Origin of the sequence: Pseudomonas sp. R1-15 (assembly GCF_051132085.1) — a bacterium.
GTDB lineage: Bacteria > Pseudomonadota > Gammaproteobacteria > Pseudomonadales > Pseudomonadaceae > Aquipseudomonas.
On sequence record NZ_CP071660.1, the window covers coordinates 83144 to 103004 of the forward strand.

Here is a 19861-nt window from a genome sequence, read left to right on the forward strand (position 1 = left end):
AGGGAGCCTCCCATGCAACACGAAGCACCTACACACGGCATCAACATGTCGGCCCTGGGCCGCGACAAGCAGAGCCTGAACCTGGCTCAGGAAACCGTCGCCATCGAAGTGCCCGGCCTGAACCTGTTCTACGGTCAGAAACAGGCGCTGTACGATGTCAGCCTGAACATCCCGAAACAGCGCGTTACCGCGTTCATCGGTCCGTCGGGCTGCGGCAAGTCGACCTTGCTGCGCACCTTCAACCGCATGAACGATCTGGTGGACGGCTGCCGCGTCGAAGGCGAAATCAACCTCTACGGCAACAACATCTACCGCAAGGGCGAAGACGTTGCCGAACTGCGTCGTCGCGTGGGCATGGTGTTCCAGAAGCCCAACCCGTTCCCCAAGACCATCTATGAGAACGTGGTCTACGGCCTGCGGATCCAGGGCATCAACAAGAAGCGCGTACTCGATGAAGCCGTGGAGTGGGCACTCAAGGGCGCGGCGCTGTGGGATGAGGTCAAGGACCGCCTGCACGAATCGGCGCTGGGCCTGTCCGGTGGGCAGCAGCAGCGTCTGGTGATCGCCCGCACCATCGCCGTGGAGCCGGAAGTGCTGCTGCTCGACGAACCTTGCTCGGCACTCGACCCGATCTCGACGCTGAAAGTCGAGGAACTGATCTACGAGCTCAAGTCCAAGTTCACCATCGTCATCGTGACCCACAACATGCAGCAGGCGGCGCGGGTGTCCGACTACACCGCGTTCATGTACATGGGCAAGCTGGTGGAATTCGGCGACACCGATACCCTGTTTACCAATCCGGCCATGAAGCAGACCGAGGACTACATCACGGGTCGCTACGGCTAGCCGTAGAGCCGCAAGCTTCAAGCTACAAGCGGCAAGTAAAGGCGGTTTGAGTAACGACATATATCAGCTTGCAGCTTGAAGCTTGCAGCTCACAGCTTTTGCGGAGCAAAACCATGATTTCGAAGGAAGGCCTCACCCACCACATTTCCGCGCAGTTCAACGCCGAGCTGGAAGAGGTGCGCAGCCACCTGCTGGCCATGGGCGGGCTGGTGGAAAAGCAGGTCAACGACGCGGTGACCGCGCTGATCGAGGCCGACTCCGGCCTGGCCCAGCAAGTGCGCGAGATTGATGACCAGATCAACCAGATGGAACGCAACATCGACGAAGAATGCCTGCGCATCCTGGCCCGTCGTCAGCCGGCGGCTTCCGACCTGCGCCTGATCATCAGCATCTCCAAGTCGGTGATCGACCTTGAGCGGATCGGCGACGAAGCCACCAAGATCGCTCGTCGCGCCATCCAGTTGTGCGAAGAAGGTGAAGCGCCGCGCGGCTACGTCGAGGTTCGCCACATTGGTGACCAGGTGCGCAACATGGTCCGCGATGCGCTGGACGCCTTCGCCCGTTTCGACGCCGACCTGGCGCTGTCGGTGGCCCAGTACGACAAGATCATCGATCGCGAGTACAAGACCGCCCTGCGCGAGCTGGCGACCTACATGATGGAAGACCCGCGTTCGATTTCCCGGGTGTTGAGCATCATCTGGGTGCTGCGTTCGTTGGAACGTATCGGCGATCATGCACGCAACATCTCGGAACTGGTGATCTACCTGGTGCGTGGCACCGATGTCCGGCACATGGGACTCAAGCGGATGAAGGAAGAAGTTGAGGGCACCCCGTCCGAAACCGCTAATGTTCCCGGTCAAACTGACGATAAGTAAGATTGCCAAGAAAAGCGCCCGGCCTTCTGGTCGGGCTTTTTTTGCGGTTTTTTTAATCAAAAGCAGCACCCCGCGAACGAAAAGTCCCGGCGTGACTGAAGGTTTTTGGCGATGTGCCATCAGTAAGGCGGTATGCTTGCCGGGATTTTTTAGAGGTGTATCTGGATGAGTAAGGTCAGTGTGTTGGTCGTGGACGATGCTTCGTTCATTCGTGACTTGGTGAAGAAGTGCCTGCGCAACTACTTCCCAGGCATCCGCATCGAAGACGCGGTGAACGGCAAGAAAGCCCAGGCCCTGCTGGCCCGTGAAGCGTTCGACCTGGTGCTGTGCGACTGGGAAATGCCAGAAATGTCCGGCCTGGAATTGCTGACCTGGTGCCGCCAGCAGGACAATCTCAAGGGCATGCCGTTTGTGATGGTGACCAGCCGTGGCGACAAGGAGAACGTGGTCCAGGCGATCCAGGCCGGCGTTTCCGGCTACGTCAGCAAACCCTTCACCAACGAACAGTTGCTGACCAAGGTCAAGCAGGCCTTGAACAAGGTCGGCAAGCTCGACACGTTGATGAACAGCGCCCCGACCAAGATGAATTCGGCGTTCGGCAATGATTCGCTCAGTGCCCTGACCGGCGGCAAGGCCGCTCCGGTTGCGGCGGCTGCGCCAGCGGCGAACCCGTTTGCCAAGCCCGCTGCCGCGCCGGCACCCGCTGCGGCTGCCGCTCCGGCGGCACGTGGCTTGCTCAACAGCCCGCCCGTCAAGGCACCTGCCGCGTCCGCACCCACTGCCAATCGCGGCCAAGGCCAGTTGCGCCTGTCCAGCGGCACCCAGCAATGCGTGATCAAGGCCCTGAGCCTCAAGGAAGCGTTGCTGGTGGTCAAGCGCACCGATACCCTGCCGCAAGTGCTGGAGAGCTCGGTGCTGGACATGGAGCAGGGCGACAACGCCGAAACCGCTCGTCTGAACGGCTACCTGCACGCCATCGTCGCCCATGAGCAGACCCCTGACAGCGAATGGCTGCAATTGACCTTCCGTTTCGTCGACAAAGACCCGCAGAAACTCGACTACATCTCCCGCCTGATCGCCCGCGGCACGGCGCAGAAGCACTTCGTACCGGGCGCCTGATCTGGCGGCGCCTGTCAGTCCGCTTTCGCGAGCAGGCTCGCTCCCACAGGTTTTTTGTAGGGCACAGATTTGTGTGGCCTGCGCAAATCACTGTGGGAGCGAGCCTGCTCCGGGCGGCGATCCGACGAAAAGGCCAGCTTCAACCCGACCGCCGATCCAATTTTGAAACATCCGTCGACTACGCTGGTCCATCCCAGCTGCTAGGCTGCTTTGCAGGCCTTCATTTCGACAGAATTCTTGCCCATGCTCGTGCCGTTGCTGTTCGCCTGTGGTCTTGTCCTGGCCGCCACGCCGGCCTTGGCCATGACCATCTACAAATCCACCGACGCCAATGGCGTGGTCTCCTACAGTGACCGCCCCAGCAAAGGCGCCCAGGTGTTCGTATTTCGTGATCGCATGGTCGAGCGCCTGGAGCGCCAAGTGTTTCTCGACATCAGGAAGCAGAAGGGCGCGGACGCGGTGTACGTGCGCAACGACCTCTATGCGCCGGTGGAAATCGAGCTGAGCTTCGCCGGGTTGCGCAATGTGAGCGGAGCGCCGAGCCGGCCGATCCGCCGCGTGCTGCCGGCGCGCAGCAAGCTTCGCCTGGCGCTGCTGACGGCCACCCGGCCCGGCAGGCCACTGGCTTATACCCCAAGGTTCGAATACTCCCTGGGCGACCCCGCGGGCACGGCGCAAGCTTATCGCTATCCGTTGCCCTGGCGTGGCGGGCCGTTCCGGTTGAGCCAGGGCGCCAACGGCCAATACAGCCATTACGGCCCGAAGAACCGCTACGCCATGGACATTGCGATGCCCGAAGGCACGCCTATCATCGCGGCGCGTGGCGGGGTCGTGGTCAAGACCGAGAACGAGCAGACCGGGCGCGGCACCGATCCTGCCGGCAATTTTGTGCGCGTGTTGCACGATGACGGGACCATGGGAGTCTACCTGCACCTGCAGAAGGGCTCGGTGAGCGTCCAGGAGGGGCAACGGGTCGTGGTGGGCACGCCGCTGGCGCTATCAGGCAACACCGGTAACAGCTCCGGCCCGCACCTGCACTTCGTGGTCCAGCGCAACACCGGGCTGGGGTTGGTGTCGATTCCCTACCAGTTCAACCAGCCGGTGGGTGACTTGCCCAACTTTGCGTTGGGCAAGCAATAGCACGGGAGATGACAAGAAGGCTTTTCGTGGCGAGGGAGCTTGCTCCCGCTCGGCTGCGAAGCAGTCGTCGCTTTTGGGGTCGCTTCGCGACCCAGCGGGAGCAAGCTCCCTCGCCACAGTGGGTTATGCCTTCAACTTGCGGGCAGATCGACACTCAATCGAGCATCAACACCTTCGCCAGAATGATCTTCGGCCCTTTCATCTTCTTGATGATGATCCGCAGGCCTTCGACTTCCAGCACTTCTTCCTCTTCCGGCACCCGTTTCAGGGTTTCGTAGACCAACCCTGCCAGGGTTTCCGCTTCGATGTGGTCCAGGTCGATGCCCAGCAGACGCTCCACCTTGAACAGCGGGGTGTCGCCGCGCACCAGTAGCTTGCCCGGCTGATAGGCGAGGATGCCACGCTCGGCCTTGCGGTGTTCGTCCTGGATATCGCCCACCAGCACTTCCAGAACGTCTTCCATGGTCAGGTAGCCGATGATATTGCCGTCGGCTTCTTCGACCACGGCGAAGTGCGAACCGCCCTTGCGGAACTGCTCCAGCAGCTGCGACAACGGCATGTGCCTCGATACTCGCTCCAGCGGGCGGGTCAGTTCCGCCAGGTTGAACGATTCGGGGATGTGGTCCAGGGCCGCCAGTTCCAGCAGCAGGTCCTTGATGTGCAGCAGGCCGACGAATTCCTGGCGCTCGCTGTCGTACACCGGATACCGGCTGAACTTGTGGCGACGGAACATCGCCAGGATTTCCTTGAGCGGGGCATTGAATTCCAGCGTTACCAGGTCTTCCCGGGAGTTGGCCCAGTCCACCACCTCCAGCTCGCCCATTTCCACGGCGGAGGCCAGCACGCGCATGCCTTGGTCGCTCGGGTCCTGGCCACGGCTGGAGTGCAGGATCAGCTTCAACTCCTCGCGGCTGTAATGGTGTTCATGATGCGGGCCGGGCTCACCCTGGCCGGCGATACGCAGGATCGCATTGGCGCTGGCATTGAGCAGGTAGATCGCCGGGTACATGGCCCAGTAGAACAGGTACAGCGGTACGGCCGTCCACAGCGACAGCAGTTCCGGTTTGCGGATCGCCCAGGATTTGGGCGCCAGCTCGCCGACCACGATGTGCAGGTAGGAAATGATGAAGAACGCGGTGAAGAACGACACACCCTTGATCACTTCCGGCGACTGGACGCCGACCGCGCCCAGTAGCGGCTCGAGAATGTGCGCGAACGCCGGCTCGCCGACCCATCCCAGCCCCAGTGAGGCGAGGGTGATACCCAGCTGGCAGGCCGACAGATAAGCGTCGAGCTGGCTGTGGACGGTGCGCAGGATGTGCCCGCGCCAGCCGTTCTGTTCGGCAATGGCCTCGACCCGGGTCGAGCGCAGTTTGACCATGGCAAACTCGGCCGCAACGAAAAAACCGTTGAGCAAGACCAGGATCAGAGCAAAAAGAATCATGCCGAATTCGGCGAAGAGTGTAGCGAGGGACAAGCCAGGGGAAGGGTCCATGATGGAGTTTTGCAGGTTCCGTATGTTCGTATGATGGGAAATTCGGTGCCTGAAAAGGCAGGCACAAGTCAGCCAATGTAGCGGCTGACCGGGCGATTGCCTAGTGGGGAGCGCCCGCCGGCGTCATTCGTCGTGGCTGGAGTGCCGTCCGCGGACCACCTGCGCCGGGGTGAAATGGCAGGTAAACGTACTGCCATGGCCGGGCACGCTGCTGATTTCCATGCGTCCACGATGGCGCAGCAGCACGTGCTTGACGATTGCCAGACCGAGCCCGGTTCCGCCAGTGTTGGAGTTGCGGCTGGAGTCGACCCGGTAGAAACGCTCGGTCAGGCGCGGCAGGTGCTTGCTGTCGATGCCTATGCCGGAATCGCGCACGCTTAGGTGTGCGCCTTGTTCATCGCCCCACCAGCGCACATGGATCCGGCCTTGTTCAGGCGTGTATTTGACCGCGTTGAACACCAGGTTGGAAAACGCGCTGCGCAGTTCCGCCTCGCTGCCCTTGAGTTGCACGGTCGGGTCTGCTTCAAGCGTGATGGACTGCTGCTTGGGACCGGACAACTCCTGCGCATCTTCGGCAATGACTTGCAACAGGTCCTCGATGGGCACCGGCTGGTTGTCCGAGGGATAGTCGGTGGCTTCCAGCTTCGCCAGCAACAGCAGGTCGTTGAGCAAGGTCTGCATGCGTCCGCCCTGCTGCTGCATCTGCTGCAAGGCACGGGTCCAGCGCGGGTTCACCTCTTCGACATTGTCGAGCAGGGTCTCCAGGTAACCGCAGATCACCGTCAATGGCGTACGCAGTTCATGGGATACGTTGGCGATGAAATCCTTGCGCATCTGTTCCAGTTGATGAATACGCGTCACGTCGCGCACCAGCATCAGGTGCTCGTTGTTGCCATAGCGGGTGATGTACAGCTGGATGCGCAGCCGATCATTGGTGGGCGACGGGATTTCCAGCGGTTCGGCGTAATTGTCTTGCTCGAAATATTCCTTGAAGCGCGGATGGCGCACCAGGTTGGTCACCGGCTGGCCGCTGTCCTGTGGCGTCTTGAGGCCCAGCAGGGTTTCTGCGGCGCGGTTCCACCATTCCAGGTTGCCGTCGCTGTCGAGCATGATCACCGCGTCTTTCAGCGCGGCGGTGGATTCCTGGACGCGGTCGATCACTGCCTGCAGGCGGCCGCGAACGCGCTGGTCGCGCCGTTGCAGGTGGTAGATGCTGTCGAACACCTCGCCCCACAAGCCGTAGCCGTCGGGCGGGGCCTCGTCGGGTTGGTGCAGGCGCAGCCACTCGTGCAGGCGCAGCAATTGCTTGAGGGTCCAGGCCAGGTAAAGCGCCAGGCCCACGGCCAGGCTCCAGCCGTAGTAGCCGGTGACCAGGCCGATCAACAGGCAACCGGTCACCAGCAACAACATGTGGCGGATCAGGGTGCCATGCCAGTTTTGATTCACTTGAGCGCGCGTCCTTGTCAGCTTGTCGGGCGGTAAGGGCTCGGGTCAGGCCTTTGTCGAAAAACGATAACCGGTGCCGCGCACGGTTTGTACCAGATTCTCATAGGCGTCGCCGAGGGCTTTGCGCAAGCGCCGGATGTGCACATCCACGGTGCGCTCCTCGACGTACACGTTGCCGCCCCAGACCTGATCCAGCAGTTGCCCGCGGGTGTAGGCGCGCTCCTGGTGAGTCATGAAGAACTGCAACAGGCGATATTCGGTCGGGCCCATCTCGGCGGGCTTGCCGTCGATGGTCACGCGGTGGCTGATCGGGTCCAGCAGCAGGCCGCCAACTTCGATCGGCGCTTCGCCATCGGTCGGCCCGGCACGACGCAGCACGGCCTTGAGGCGCGCCACCAGCTCCCGAGGGGAAAACGGCTTGGTGATGTAATCGTCGGCACCGACTTCCAGGCCCTGGATCTTGTTGTCTTCTTCGCCCTTGGCGGTGAGCATGATGATCGGGATGTCACCCGTCAGCTCATCGCGCTTGAGACGCCGGGCCAGCTCGATGCCGGAGGTGCCTGGCAGCATCCAGTCCAGCAGGATCAGGTCGGGCTTGCGATCGACGATGATGGCGTGGGCCTGTTGAGAGTTTTCTGCTTCCATGCAGTCATAGCCGGCCATCTCCAACGCAACGGCGATCATCTCGCGGATGGGCGCCTCGTCGTCGACGATCAGAATGCTCCTGCCAACCATGGGGTAATCCTCTTGTCATTTAACTGTCTTGCGCCGCATTAGATAACGGAATTATTGCAGTCGTGTGACAGTTATTTCCCCGGACGGCAGCAGAGGCGATCTTGGGCTAGGCTTTTGGGTCCGAATCCTGACAACTGCAAAGGAAGGTTTCCATGGCTTATTACACTCGATCCCTCAAGGCGTTGGGGCTGGTAGCTGCGCTGGCGCTGCCGGGAATGGCGCTTGCGGCTGGCGAACCGGCAATGGTCAAGGATGGCGTGCTGGTCGATCATAAGGGCATGACGTTGTACACCTATGACAAGGACGACGGCGGCAAGTCGATGTGCAACGATAAATGCGCCGAAAACTGGCCACCACTCAAGGCTGAAAGCACCGCGACTCCTTCAGGCGAATGGACCGTGATCACGCGTGATGATGGCGCGTCACAGTGGGCCTATGACGGCGATCCGTTGTACACCTTCGTCGGCGACAAGAAGGCGGGTGACAAGACCGGCGACGGCAAGGGCGGCGTCTGGAAGATCGCCAAGCCCGACTGACCAGCACCGAACCGCTTTTCGTGGCGAGGGAGCTTGCTCCCGCTCGGTTGCGTAGCGACCGCAAGATTTTTGGGGCCGCTTCGCAGCCCAGCGGGAGCAAGCTCCCTCGCCACAGGGTTGTTCTTAATCCCACACCCAGCGCTCGGCCACAGAACTCACCGCAACCCGTAATCCAGCACAATCCCGACAAAAATCGCCAACCCGGCCCAGTGGTTGTGCAGGAACGCCTTGAAACAGCGCATCCGGTCCTTGCCGCGGGTGTACCAGAACTCCCAGGCAAAGCACGCGGCGGCGGCCACGAGACCGAGATGGAACCAGCCCCCCAGCTTGAACTGAGCCCCGGCCAGCAGCAGGCAGCCCAAGGCCAGGCCTTGCAGCGTCAAGATGATCACCCGATCGGCATCGCCAAACAGGATCGCCGTGGATTTCACGCCAATCTTCAGGTCGTCGTCCCGGTCGGTCATCGCGTAGTAAGTGTCGTAGCCCACCGTCCACAGCAGGTTGGCGATGTACAGCAGCCATGCAGCGGCCGGCAGATGGCCGGTTTCGGCGGTGAAAGCCATCGGCATGCCCCAGGAAAACGCCGCGCCCAGCACCACTTGCGGGTAATAGGTGTAGCGCTTCATGAACGGGTAACTGAACGCCAGCGCCAGTCCGCCCAAGGACAACAGAATCGTCGGCGCATTGGTGCACAGCACCAGCAGGAAACTCACGCTCATCAAGACCGCGAAGAACACCAGGGCTTCCTTCGAGCTGATCTTGCCGCTCACCAGCGGGCGCTGCTCGGTGCGTTTGACGTGGCCGTCGACCTTGCGGTCGGCCCAGTCGTTGATCACGCAACCGCCGGCACGGGTCAGCACTACGCCCAGCACAAAAATCACGATGTTGGCCAGGGACGGCGAGCCTTCGCCGGCAATCCACAGCGCCCACAATGTCGGCCACAGCAAAAGGTAGATGCCGATGGGCTTGTCCATGCGGGTCAGTTGCACGAAGTCCCAGGCCCGCGGATTGAGGCGGTTCAAGGATTTGAGCAGTTGCACGTACATCAGCAATTCTCCGAATAGGCGCGAGCGACGGTCCACAGTGGCGGCAGGAAAATCTCCGCCACCAGCACGCTCAACGCACCGCGATCGAAACGCGAGCGACGGCCCCACAACGCGTGGGCGCGAACCTCGGGTGGCAACCATTCGCTCGGGTAGTGGCACACCTCGATCGCCCGGCGCTGGAATGCCTGGTCGCAAAACAGCAGCTCACCCAGGGAGCGACTGCCCAGTGCGTCCATCTGCAAACCGTCGCCCTGCAACGCGCTGCGCGCCGCCACGCTGCGGGCGAACACCCAAGGCTGGCCATGACCGCGCAGGTAGACCTCGCGCACCCAGCCTTCGCTGCCCTCGGCCAGGTCCAGCGCGGCACACTCGTCGGCGCGCAACGGCTGCCAGCCCTCCAGCAGCGGTGTCACGCTGAAGTGGTCATCCGACAGGCCTGTAAGGCGCCGGGTCAGGGAGCCCTGGTCGAACAACCAGTCGAGCACGCAGGCATCGGGACGGGGCGACAGCAGGTGCTGGGGCAGCCATCGAAGTGTAGGAAATATCGAATTTGTAGGCGGCACAAGGGTCTTGAATGGCAGCGAATGAGGCCGCGAGCTTACCATGCCGGTCGGCGATTTTGACCGAGCCAGGGCGCCGCTGCGCCGATCCCGCTTGCATCTGTCGCGACCGATCAGTACAAAACGGCCCTGAGCCGGAAAATACCGGCCAAGGCCTGACATCTTGAGGAAGTATCGGAATGAAAAAGTGGCAATGTATCGTCTGTGGCCTGATCTACAACGAAGCTGACGGTTGGCCCGACGATGGCATCGCGCCCGGCACCCGCTGGGAAGATGTGCCGGCGGACTGGCTGTGCCCGGACTGCGGTGTCGGCAAAATGGATTTCGAAATGATCGAAATCAACTGATCGTTTCATCAAACGGAGAGCAACATGAGCGCACCTGTCGTCATCGTCGGTACCGGCCTGGCTGGCTATAACCTGGCCCGGGAGTTTCGCAAGCTCGACAGCGAAACCCCGTTACTGCTGATTACCGCGGACGACGGCCGTTCCTACTCCAAGCCGATGCTCTCCACGGGGTTCGGCAAGAACAAGGACGCCGATGGCTTGAGCATGTCCGAGCCGGGCGCCATGGCCGAGCAGTTGAAGGCCGAAGTGCGCACCCACACACGCATCAGCGGCATCGACCCGGGCCACAAACGCCTGTGGATCGGCGAGGAAGCGGTGAGTTATCGCGACCTGGTCCTGGCCTGGGGCGCTGAAACCGTGCGCGTGCCAGTGCAGGGCGATGCGGCGGATCTGATTTTCCCGATCAATGATCTCGAAGACTACGCACGTTTTCGGGCCGCCGCCGCTGGCAAGCGCCGGGTGCTGCTGCTCGGTGCCGGCCTGATCGGCTGCGAATTTGCCAACGACCTGGTCCTCGGCGGTTACGAAGTGGAACTGGTGGCCCCCTGCGAGCAAGTCATGCCGACGCTGCTGCATCCGGCCGCTGCCGCAGCGGTCCAGGCCGGGCTGGAAAGCCTTGGCGCACATTTCCACTTGGGGCCGGTGCTCAACCGTCTGCAACGTGTGGCCGACGGATTGGAGGCGCATCTGTCGGATGGCCAGGTGATTCCCTGCGATCTGGTGGTCTCGGCCATCGGCCTGCGCCCACGCATCGACCTGGCGGCTGCCGCCGGGCTGGTGGTCAATCGCGGCGTGGTGGTTGATCGTCAGCTGAAAACCTCCCACGCCAATATCTATGCCTTGGGCGATTGTGCCGAAGTCGATGGCTTGAACCTGCTCTACGTCATGCCGCTGATGAGCTGCGCCCGCGCCCTGGCCCAGACCCTGGCTGGCAACCCGACCGCTGTCAGCTACGGCGCCATGCCGATCACTGTGAAAACCCCGGTCTGCCCGCTGGTGGTATCGCCGCCGCCACGGGGCAGCGAAGGCGCGTGGAGCGTCGAAGGAGAGGGCGCCGACATCAAGGCCCTGTGCCGCGACGCCCATGGCAATCTGTTGGGCTACGCCCTGACCGGTACGGCGGTGATGGAGAAACTGGCGCTGAACAAGCAGCTTCCGGCACTGCTGGCGTAAATACTGGTCGCTCTGTCGCATATGCCCTGCTTTTCCGGCCACAAACGCCCGCCGGACACTGGCGCCGGTTGCGGCCCCGTGCCATCCTCACTCCGGTCTGCCGCAGAGTAGAGCCTGCGGCGCCTTAGGGGTTGTTCCGAAGAGAACAGCACGGACATAACAACAAAAAAATCGTCAAAGGGGCTTCATTCATGCGTAAACCAGAACTCGCCGCCGCCATTGCGGAAAAAGCGGACCTCACCAAAGAACAAGCCAACCGCGTCCTCAACGCTGTTCTCGAAGAAATCACCAGCGCCCTGCATCGCAAGGACAGCGTTACTCTGGTCGGCTTCGGCACCTTCCTGCAACGCCACCGCGGCGCCCGCACCGGCAAGAACCCACAAACCGGCGAGCCGGTGAAGATCAAGGCCAGCAACACGGTTGCGTTCAAGCCAGGCAAATTCCTGAAGGACAGCGTTAACCCATAATTGCGCCGACTACCTCGGTCGAGGAAAGCAAGCGGCAACAAAAAGGCATACCGATGAAGTCGATATGCCTTTTTTGCGTCTGAAACAAACCCCATGGTCAGGAAGCTCTAGCCCTAGCCCAGCAGTTTGTTCGCAAGCGCCAGATCGAACTGCTTGCTTCCTAATTTGTTCCAGCCGCCAGGGGTTTTTGAGCACAGCCGAATCCAGGCTTTGATCATTTTGTGCGCTGCAAAGAAGCGTCAGGCGCACAAATGCATCAAGTTTCTACTGGCTGTACAAGATGTTGTAGAACGAGGCTTGCTCATCCCCGATCAAGGACAGGTCGTGCCCAGTAGGGATTTTTTCGAACATCGCTTTGTTGACCGCCATCCGACGCATGATGATCACTTCCAGCAACTGGCCGAACAGCATTTCATCACGGACGTGTTTTTTCAGTTTTAAGATTTCGCGGGGCTTTTCTTTCAGAATATGAAAGGCGAAATTCATCACAACCATATTGGAGACGAACAGGTTTGCCGTTGACTGAAGCGGATTGACCGCATCGATCAACGCATCAAATATTTTTTGCCTGTCCTGAGCATAGGTGGGCAAAAAAACGTCGGGGTACATAAGCTCGCTGTTGCGATCATTGATCGCGAAGCGGTAACGGGTATCGTCGGGCTCGGTGAGTAACCTGACTGTGCTTGTTTGAAAGGTTTTCAATGTACTGAGCAGTTCATGCTCTTTCCTGCTGTCAGCCTTGATCGCTTTGTAAACCAGATCAATCACATCCAGAAAAACCACGGACCCCAGCCCATCGGTCGCCATCTTCAGCTGATTGCCCTCGATGCTGAACCGACGATACGCCTCGTCATCAATGCTCAATTCGAAGAGGAGGAACCTGAACATGTAGTTCCGAAGGCGCGCATCCGCATCCAGGGCGCTGTTTTTCAAGCTGATCAGCTGGATCAGGTAAAAGAAAATAAAGTATTCCTTGTTGGTTCGTTGCCGGTTATCGATTTCAAGCAGATAGCCAAAGCGCGACAGGACCAGGAGGAGGGCGTAGCAGTCGGGTTCCGTGAAACCGTTTTTCAACACGGCCTTTTCGAAAGCGCTGGTGGAAAACAAATCATGCCAGCGGCTAACACTGAAGGGCGCGCCATCGTGTTTTCTGGCGACAACGGTCAGCAACGAAGGCTCGTCTTCTTTGTAAAAAACAGCACCCAACGCCTTGGGATACGGCCGGACGTTCAGAAAATTTTCAAGTTTGTATGAGAGAAGGTCGAATATGTCCATCTGGCTTTATCCGCAGGTCTTCCATTTTCCGTTCGGGCCTTTCTTCTCGACACGAAATGACGTAATGGTTCTATTAAATTTGTCCAATAATCGGAAACCGATGCCTCTGGCCTTGGGCTCATTCGTCTTGGACAGCACGCCATCTTTCAGGCCCGTCTCTTTATAGTCAACGGTAGAGATGTCCTTGTGGTTATTGAGCATGCTGACCCCTTCGTTATTGACGGTGGCCACTACCCGATACTTTTCATTGCCTGGGTTGAATCCAGGGTTACTGTCCTGGTTGACCCAGACCGCTTTCTCTCCTCGGATATTCGGAACCAAGCCGCCTTTGCCTCCGTTGGCGGCCTTGGACGAGACGGTTTCGCTTTCGCCCATGTACCGAATAATCTCATTCTCTTTGAGCCCCAGCGGGTCGATCCAGGTAAATGGATTCGGTGCGTAGCGATAAAGATTCAGGCTTGCGGCCAGGCCCAAGGGGTCGGGCGTGGTAAAGCGGCCTATGTCGGGATCATAGAAGCGGAAGGTGTTGTAGTGCAGGCCTGTTTCCCGGTCCAGATATTGCCCCTGAAAACGCAGGTTCTGTTCTTCGATGTAGTACGGCTCACGGGCTTCATCAGTGGTATTGCCCCATACCTGGTAGTGAGCGTGCCAGAGCGGATGGCCGTCACTTTCCGTCAGTGCTTGTGGTAGGCCATTGGGGTCGTTGTGGTAATAGCGGATGCGTTGATGTTCACCAATGCCGTCGACGCGGGCCAAGGGCTCGTGACTATCGCCGATGTAGAGGTACAGGCTGGTCAGGCTGTTTTTATGTTCCTTGAGTAATTGCAGGCCATCCCAGTCGAAACGCGTGCTGCCGATGAGGCGCCCGTTGTCGTCATGTTCAGTTTTCTCAATCCTTCGGCCCAACGGGTCGTAGCGCATCCTGACGACGTTTTCACCGTCGGATTTCTGGGTTCGAACTTCAACCAGCCGGTGATCCGAGTCGTAACTGAAACGCTGCAGGCCATGTCGCCCACTGCGCTTTTCAATCATTCGGCCAAAACCATCGTAGCGATAGTGCTTATCCTGATAGCGCTTGAGTTGGTTGTGCGTAACCCGCCCACCTGTACCGGGTGAACTGTCGAGGAGATTGGCGGCGGCATCGAAGGAAAATGTTTCATTTTGGCTATGTCGAGTGCTCTGGCTTGCCAGGATCCGGCCTGTCACATCGTAGTGCAGCAGTTGGCGTTGTTGACCCTGCGGCAGCCGCTCAAGGCGCCCCACCAGGTGGTCACCAGGATCAAACTCGTAATGGGTTTGATCAGCGGCGGGCATCAACGCCGACTGGCTGGTGTGCCGGCGTTGGCGGCTGCGTAAGCGCCCGCTACGGTCATACTCGCTACGTGTGCTGATGTGGCCTTGGGTGCGCAGCACCTCTCGATGCAACCGGTCGCGCTCGAAGTCGCAGATGACCTGGCCGTCGAGGTTGATCTGGTGCAGGTGGCCGCTTCCGTAGTACAGGCGGTTGATCCAACGACCGTCGGGCAGCTGGGTCTGGATCAGGTTGCCAAGTTCGTCGTAGTGATGCTTCAGAGCGCCTTCCGAACTCCGCTCCTCAATCAGATACCCCTGCGCGTCATAAGCAAAACCCAGTCGTTGTGCGTTGCCAGCGTTATCGATGACGGTGGCTTCGATTAACTGATTCAACGGGCTATAGCTGTACCGGGACTGTCCATCCGGTGTGATTCGGGTGGTCAGCCGCCCAACGGCATCACGTTCCAAATGATGAACAATAGTTTTTTCACTGGACCGCTGATCACCTCGCGGCGCTGCGATGGTTTCGACTCGTTTTACGTTATTGAGCGCATCGTACGTATAACCTTTGGCGCTTCCATCAAGGTTGCGCTGTTCGCTCAACCGATCCGCGGCATCCCAGGCGAACCGATAGCTTTCGCCGTTCTCGTTGATCAGCGCTTGCAGCCGGCCAAAGCTGTCGTAGGCAAACTGCACCTGCCGGCCCTGGGCGTCGATGCGTTGGCACACCTGGCCGCGGCGGTTGTGCTGATAATGCGTGGTGAGCCCGGCCGGGTCGGTGTGGCCGGTGAGCTGGCCGGCGCTGTCGCGCTGGTAGTGCTCGGTGCGACCATCCGGCAATTGGCTGCCGAGCAGGCGCCCTTGGGCGTCGTAACTGAATCGGGTGCGCTCGCCGAGGGCGTCGGTGAGAGTTTGCAGATAGCCGCGCGGGTCATAACTGAAACGCGTCGGGTAGCCCGAGCAGTCGATGTGTTCCACCAACTGCCCGAACGGGTTCCAGCGCAGCTTCTTGCTCTTGCCGGTGGCGTCGATGATTTCCACCACCTGGCCGTGGGTGTCGTAGCGGTAGCGGGTGACATGGCCCAGCGGGTCGGTTTCGGCGACGCAGTTGCCGCGCTGATCGTAGCGGTATTTCCAGCTGTTGCCGGCGGCATCGGTATCCACCAGTGGCAGCGCCCAATGCTCGAGCCAGAGGGTAGACTCGCTGCGGCCCAGCGGGTCGGTTTCGCCGATCAGGTTGCCGGCCTCGTCGTAACTGAAATGGTACTGGCCGCCTTGCGGGTCGGTGGCGCTGAGCAACTGGCGTTCGTCGTTCCACTCGAACGACCAGGTCTGGCCGAGATTGTCGGCGAACCGGGTGATCTGGTGCTGGCTGTTCCAATGCCGGATGCTGATGCGTTGCAGGCTGTCGGTGATACGCGTTATGCCGGCCGTGAGGTCGTAGTCGAACTGGTAGGCGTCGCCTTCGTCAGTCCAGTGGCGGACCACGCGCCACTCCTGGTTTTCGATCAAGGCCCATTCGTAGAAGCAGCGCAGGCCGGCAGGCAGTTGATGTTCGACCATCCGCTGCCCGGCGTCGTAGCTGAACCGCCGCTGCACCTGGCCTCCAGCGTCGCGCACTGCGGTGAGATTGCCCGCCGCATCGTAGGCGTAGCTGACCAGCACTTCGCGCTGCTGGTCGGGGTAGAGGCGTTCGATCCGACTGACGCGTTCGTTTTCGCGAGTCAGCTCGACCTGGAGCAAATCAAACGTATCGCGCAGCCGCACCAGGCGGCCTGCTTCGTCATAGTCGAGATGGATGCGATTGTCGTTGCGGTCACCCAACTGGCTCAAGCGCAGCCGCGATGAGTTTCCAGGCGTCGGTTCGAACAAACGGTACAAGCCGTCGTCGCTTTCGATCAGCAGTTGTCCGCTCACATGGCGCCGCACCGCGAGGCCTTCGCCGGGGCTGAACACCGCGCCGCCCAACGGGATCGAGCCCATGTCGATGGGGCGGGCCTGTTCGTCGGTATACAGCAGGGTCTCGCCGCCGTCGGGGTGGGGCAGGATGTCGACCTGAACCTCGTAGGAAACGCTCCAGCCGGCGCCGAACAATCCGTCGCGGCGTTCGTCACGACTGTTGTAGAAACGCTGCCAGTCAATCGGCAGGATGCCAGGCAACACGAAGTCCAGTTCTGCATCGCCGCCCAGCACCTTGGCCCCTGTGGCAGCATGCACCGGGTTCGACGAGCCCATGGCGGCGTTGGCCGCGGCATTGGCCGCGCTGCTCGCGGCCATGGACACCGCGCCGCCCACCAGCATGCAGGGCAACTTGCTGAAAAACTTGCCCTTGCCGCCCTTGAGCATCAGCAGTGCCGTGACCGCCAGCCCCACGCCCGGCGTCTTGCCGCTGCGGATCTCGCGCACCACCACCGAGCCACCACCAATGGTGACGTTGGGCGAAATCAGCCCGGACGACACGACCTTGGCATCGCAAGTACTACGGTCGCCGCTGCGCACGGCGGGCTGGCCGTTGATGGTGACCTTGTCCGAGCCCTCGGCCATGAACTGCGGTGGCATTGGCGGGTGCTTGGTACACAGCACCAGGTCTTCCGGCTTGGGCACCGCGCCCGGCGCGGGCGTGGCGACGGTGGGGCGCCACATCTGCGAAAAGAACGCCCCGGCCATATCCAGGTAGCTGGGTTCTTCTTCAGGCTCAGGGGCTTCGAGTTCGGTACCAGCGGCGGCAACGTGAGACTCGATTGCCCCGGCCGCACGGGCCGCGCGAATGTTGTTAGTGAAGGTATTGTCGGAGCCGGTGAGGATGTTGGCCTGCACCGTGGGCGGAAAAAGGGCGTTGCCGATGCCCTCGCAAATATTGCTCAGGCCCTTGTCGGCTCCGGTCTTGCTCATCGCCAGGCCAACCACGGTGCCCACCACCAGACCGAGCACGAAGCAACCCAGCCCGCCGGTAACCACGGTAATGCCCGTGGCCGCGACCACCGCGGCGGTCGCCAGGGCGGTGATCGCAATGTTCGCCGCCACCTCCAGTACGCCGCCAAGTATGTCGGCCATCATTGACGTGTGGTCCAGCGCGTCGCCCAGGCGGGCCGCCCAGAGCGCGTCAGACATGCTGCGGGCTCATGCGCGCGGAACGTTCGACAGCTATGGTTTCAAGCGATATGAAGCCTTCCATTGCGCCCCTTCCCTGTGGGTGATGGCTTGCTGATCAAGGCTACGCCAAGGCGTTTGACCAGCTTCGATTTCATGAGGCAATCGGCGGGTCGTATGTTAACCAAGGCGGGTAGTTCCTGTCGCTTTCGCCAAGGACTTTTTTGTCAAATGACCGCATCAATATCCAGCGTATAAGGCTTACCGATGACGTACCCATGAGCACCATGGACCAGCTCGATATCGGTGCCGGCCGCAGGCGCCATGGCCAGTTGTTCAGCCACGCGATTTTCCGGATGGGCCTGCCAGCGGGTCAGGTGTTGCGCCAGTTGCTCAGGGTGTTCGGACAGGCTGCCGTAAACGTCTTGGTCGCTGACCAAGGTGGTGTGCAGCCCTCTCAGGCGAGCACGTGTGGCGTGCACCTTGTCGACCTCACGGGCGAGGGCATCAATGATCGGTTGGTGGGTGCGCTCGTAACCATCTGGACGCCCGATCAACTGTCTGCTTTCGTTACGCAACTGCCGAGTGATCTGTTCCAGCGCATTTTCGATGCATTCGTATTCACGCTGTGTCACCAGAGGGCTCTTCGACTCCAGAGCTTCCTGCCAGCGGCGCAGGGTTGCCCAGCACGCAGGAAGATAGCTGGAGGTCATGAGGTGGTTACCGGCCTGAAAGAGCTGGGCGGTGAACTTCGCCCGGTCCGGCAGGCCACGTCTCTGCTCCAAGGCCAGCTCGCAAGCGGCATGTTGCGTGAGGGTGTCGCAGCCTGGCGTCCAGAGGATCGACGACCGCTCCTGACGACCGAACTCCACGGGCAGGAAATGGCGCAAGGTGCCGTGGTGTTCATAGGACTCGCCCGTCCAGTTGTAGATGCCCGCCACGAACACTGAAAAGCCGGCCGGCACGTTGGCGAACATCAGCGCGAAACCCGTGCCATAGACACTCGCCTTGGTGTCCATCCAACTGCCCGGTACGCTGGGTATCGGGTCGTTGTGATTGACCATGCGGTAGTGCACCAGGGGGGCGGCGTTTTCGACGAAGGCCGCGTCGGCGGCGCGAGGGGCACCGTAGGTGTAGAGTTGGATGTTGTACTCTTCCTGTCTGAGCCGTAGCATTTCCGCTAGCAACAATGCCACTGCACCGCCCAGGCTATGGCCGCATACCAGCAGTTTCTGGCCGGCATAGAACCGTTCCAGATAGTTGGTCGCAAAGGCTGCGACTTTTTTGGCGGCCCCATAAAAGCCTCGGTGGACCTTGCCGCGACCTTCCTCAAACGGAACTTGGAGCGCATCGGCGTCACGCAGGCCGTCGGCAAGCATCTGCGCTGTTCCGCGCACTGCAATCAGGATCACTTCGTCATTGTGAGTGATGAAGGCTTGGGTATCGGTGCTTTGCCCCTTGAGTTTCGTGTCGTCAAGGAAATGGACGACGGCAGGATGTTCCTGTTCTGCGCCTAGTTCCGGATTGTTCATAGGATAAAGAGCAGGATCGAACGGGACGATTTCCAGACGCTTGGAGTAGGGCACATCCTCATACAAGGGGTAGTGGGATTTTATCTGTCCCGGGTCGACCTTCCAAAGCTCCTCGAACTTGGCCAATGCATCGCCGAACCAGTTACCCACGCTCGGTTGTTCGGGAAAGCTCACCGGTGAGTGTATCGGCGCCTCGCCGGGCTTCTGGCCGAAGGGGCAGTAACTCAGGGTCGCCATGAGTGCCAGTTGGTACAGGTTCAGCGCGCAGAATTCCGAAGTGGTGGACAGCATGGGCCGCAAGGCCCGCAGCGGGCGCACTTCCAGCACGGTATGCAGTTCAGGCATCAACGCTACGCCAGTCTCGCCAAACTTTCCTATGAGCCGTGCCGGCCCCTGGTTTGGTGGGTAATGCCGGTACACTCGCGGTGGCAGATGGGCTACATGCTCGACCAGGTCGCGCACCTCCACTTGGAAGAACTGATCGGCGCAGGCTTGGGCGGGGTTTTCTCGGGTGCTGGTGGCGTTGTCGTTCAGGTAGTGGGTTTGCTCAGCGCGGACTTGGAGTTCAGTGATTTTGAGCGGGTAGCTATCTCTGCTCTGGAGCTCTATGTATAACCGTTCCTGGCCCTGATATTCCTGATCCAAGGTCAAGGCGATCGGCCCGGCGAAATGATTGCTGACCTTGCCCTTTCCCGTGGCATCGAGATCGCCACGGTACGTTTGCCCTTCCGAGTCGGTGACAACATAGGCCAGCCATGCGTAAGGCTCGCCAGAGCCAAATTCATCCACCAATTGAAAGCTGGTCCGCCGACCTCCCACAGGACAGGCGAGGACACGACTGCCCAGACGTGGCTTCAAGTCCGTTTTCGATAACTTCATGCAATGA

16 protein-coding genes are annotated in these 19861 nt (G+C 60.5%); 8 read left to right on the top strand and 8 right to left on the bottom strand.

Annotated features, from left to right (window positions below):
• Positions 1-12: 12 nt before the first annotated feature.
• The 4 genes from pstB (at position 13) to J3P97_RS00375 (ending at position 3980) form a co-directional block, all read left to right on the top strand.
• On the top strand, positions 13-846 hold the full coding sequence (gene pstB, locus J3P97_RS00360) for a phosphate ABC transporter ATP-binding protein PstB (protein WP_305497678.1): 834 nt from the start codon (positions 13-15) through the stop codon (positions 844-846).
• A gap of 113 nt (positions 847-959) precedes the next feature.
• Positions 960-1721 carry a phosphate signaling complex protein PhoU gene (gene phoU, locus J3P97_RS00365; RefSeq protein WP_072397242.1) on the top strand — a complete coding sequence of 254 codons (762 nt, stop codon included), beginning with the start codon at positions 960-962 and terminating at the stop codon, positions 1719-1721.
• A 165-nt stretch (positions 1722-1886) separates the two neighbouring features.
• Positions 1887-2840, top strand: a complete 954-nt coding sequence (locus J3P97_RS00370) for a response regulator (RefSeq protein ID WP_434570573.1) — start codon at positions 1887-1889, stop codon at positions 2838-2840.
• Positions 2841-3083: 243 nt separating this feature from the next.
• A complete protein-coding gene (locus J3P97_RS00375; protein ID WP_434673218.1) occupies positions 3084-3980 on the top strand; it encodes a peptidoglycan DD-metalloendopeptidase family protein in 897 nt (298 codons plus the stop codon).
• Between the two features lie 154 nt (positions 3981-4134).
• Here the strand turns inward: J3P97_RS00375 and J3P97_RS00380 are convergent, their stop codons facing one another.
• The 3 genes from J3P97_RS00380 to phoB all read right to left on the bottom strand — a co-directional run bounded on the left by J3P97_RS00380 (position 4135) and on the right by phoB (position 7656).
• A complete protein-coding gene (locus tag J3P97_RS00380) occupies positions 4135-5475 on the bottom strand; it encodes a hemolysin family protein (protein ID WP_186611377.1) in 1341 nt (446 codons plus the stop codon).
• A 123-nt stretch (positions 5476-5598) separates the two neighbouring features.
• Positions 5599-6885 carry a phosphate regulon sensor histidine kinase PhoR gene (gene phoR / locus J3P97_RS00385; protein WP_434605237.1) on the bottom strand — a complete coding sequence of 429 codons (1287 nt, stop codon included), beginning with the start codon at positions 6883-6885 and terminating at the stop codon, positions 5599-5601.
• A gap of 81 nt (positions 6886-6966) precedes the next feature.
• Entirely contained in the window at positions 6967-7656 is a 690-nt protein-coding gene (gene phoB / locus J3P97_RS00390) for a phosphate regulon transcriptional regulator PhoB (RefSeq protein ID WP_003177195.1), read from the bottom strand.
• 152 nt (positions 7657-7808) lie between these two features.
• Here phoB and J3P97_RS00395 point away from each other — a divergent pair, with 152 nt between their 5' ends.
• Positions 7809-8192, top strand: coding sequence for a COG4315 family predicted lipoprotein (locus J3P97_RS00395; RefSeq protein ID WP_434570569.1), 384 nt, complete (start codon positions 7809-7811; stop codon positions 8190-8192).
• A 155-nt stretch (positions 8193-8347) separates the two neighbouring features.
• On the opposite strand, the gene ubiA is transcribed toward J3P97_RS00395, so the two are convergent.
• Together ubiA and J3P97_RS00405 are read right to left on the bottom strand one after the other, a co-directional pair.
• Entirely contained in the window at positions 8348-9238 is an 891-nt protein-coding gene (gene ubiA / locus J3P97_RS00400; RefSeq protein WP_434570568.1) for a 4-hydroxybenzoate octaprenyltransferase, read from the bottom strand.
• Positions 9238-9843 (bottom strand): chorismate--pyruvate lyase family protein, encoded by a 606-nt coding sequence (locus tag J3P97_RS00405; protein WP_434570566.1) that lies wholly within the window; start codon positions 9841-9843, stop codon positions 9238-9240. The genes ubiA and J3P97_RS00405 overlap by 1 nt, the downstream gene beginning before the upstream one ends.
• 134 nt (positions 9844-9977) lie before the next feature.
• Between J3P97_RS00405 and J3P97_RS00410 the strand changes: the two genes are divergently transcribed.
• The 3 genes from J3P97_RS00410 (at position 9978) to J3P97_RS00420 (ending at position 11785) form a co-directional block, all read left to right on the top strand.
• A complete protein-coding gene (locus J3P97_RS00410) occupies positions 9978-10145 on the top strand; it encodes a rubredoxin (RefSeq protein ID WP_003177199.1) in 168 nt (55 codons plus the stop codon).
• A 24-nt stretch (positions 10146-10169) separates the two neighbouring features.
• A complete protein-coding gene (locus tag J3P97_RS00415; protein ID WP_434570564.1) occupies positions 10170-11318 on the top strand; it encodes an NAD(P)/FAD-dependent oxidoreductase in 1149 nt (382 codons plus the stop codon).
• A gap of 191 nt (positions 11319-11509) precedes the next feature.
• The gene (locus J3P97_RS00420) at positions 11510-11785 is read left to right on the top strand and encodes an HU family DNA-binding protein (RefSeq protein WP_065758133.1); all 276 of its coding nucleotides are present in this window, start codon (positions 11510-11512) and stop codon (positions 11783-11785) included.
• A 264-nt stretch (positions 11786-12049) separates the two neighbouring features.
• Here J3P97_RS00420 and J3P97_RS00425 read toward each other — a convergent pair whose 3' ends face one another.
• From J3P97_RS00425 to J3P97_RS00435, 3 genes are all read right to left on the bottom strand, one after another.
• Positions 12050-13060, bottom strand: a complete 1011-nt coding sequence (locus tag J3P97_RS00425) for a hypothetical protein (RefSeq protein WP_434673219.1) — start codon at positions 13058-13060, stop codon at positions 12050-12052.
• Between the two features lie 6 nt (positions 13061-13066).
• Positions 13067-17464, bottom strand: a complete 4398-nt coding sequence (locus J3P97_RS00430) for an RHS repeat-associated core domain-containing protein (RefSeq protein ID WP_434673220.1) — start codon at positions 17462-17464, stop codon at positions 13067-13069.
• A 206-nt stretch (positions 17465-17670) separates the two neighbouring features.
• Positions 17671-19854 carry a lipase family protein gene (locus tag J3P97_RS00435; RefSeq protein WP_434673221.1) on the bottom strand — a complete coding sequence of 728 codons (2184 nt, stop codon included), beginning with the start codon at positions 19852-19854 and terminating at the stop codon, positions 17671-17673.
• Positions 19855-19861 lie beyond the last annotated feature (7 nt).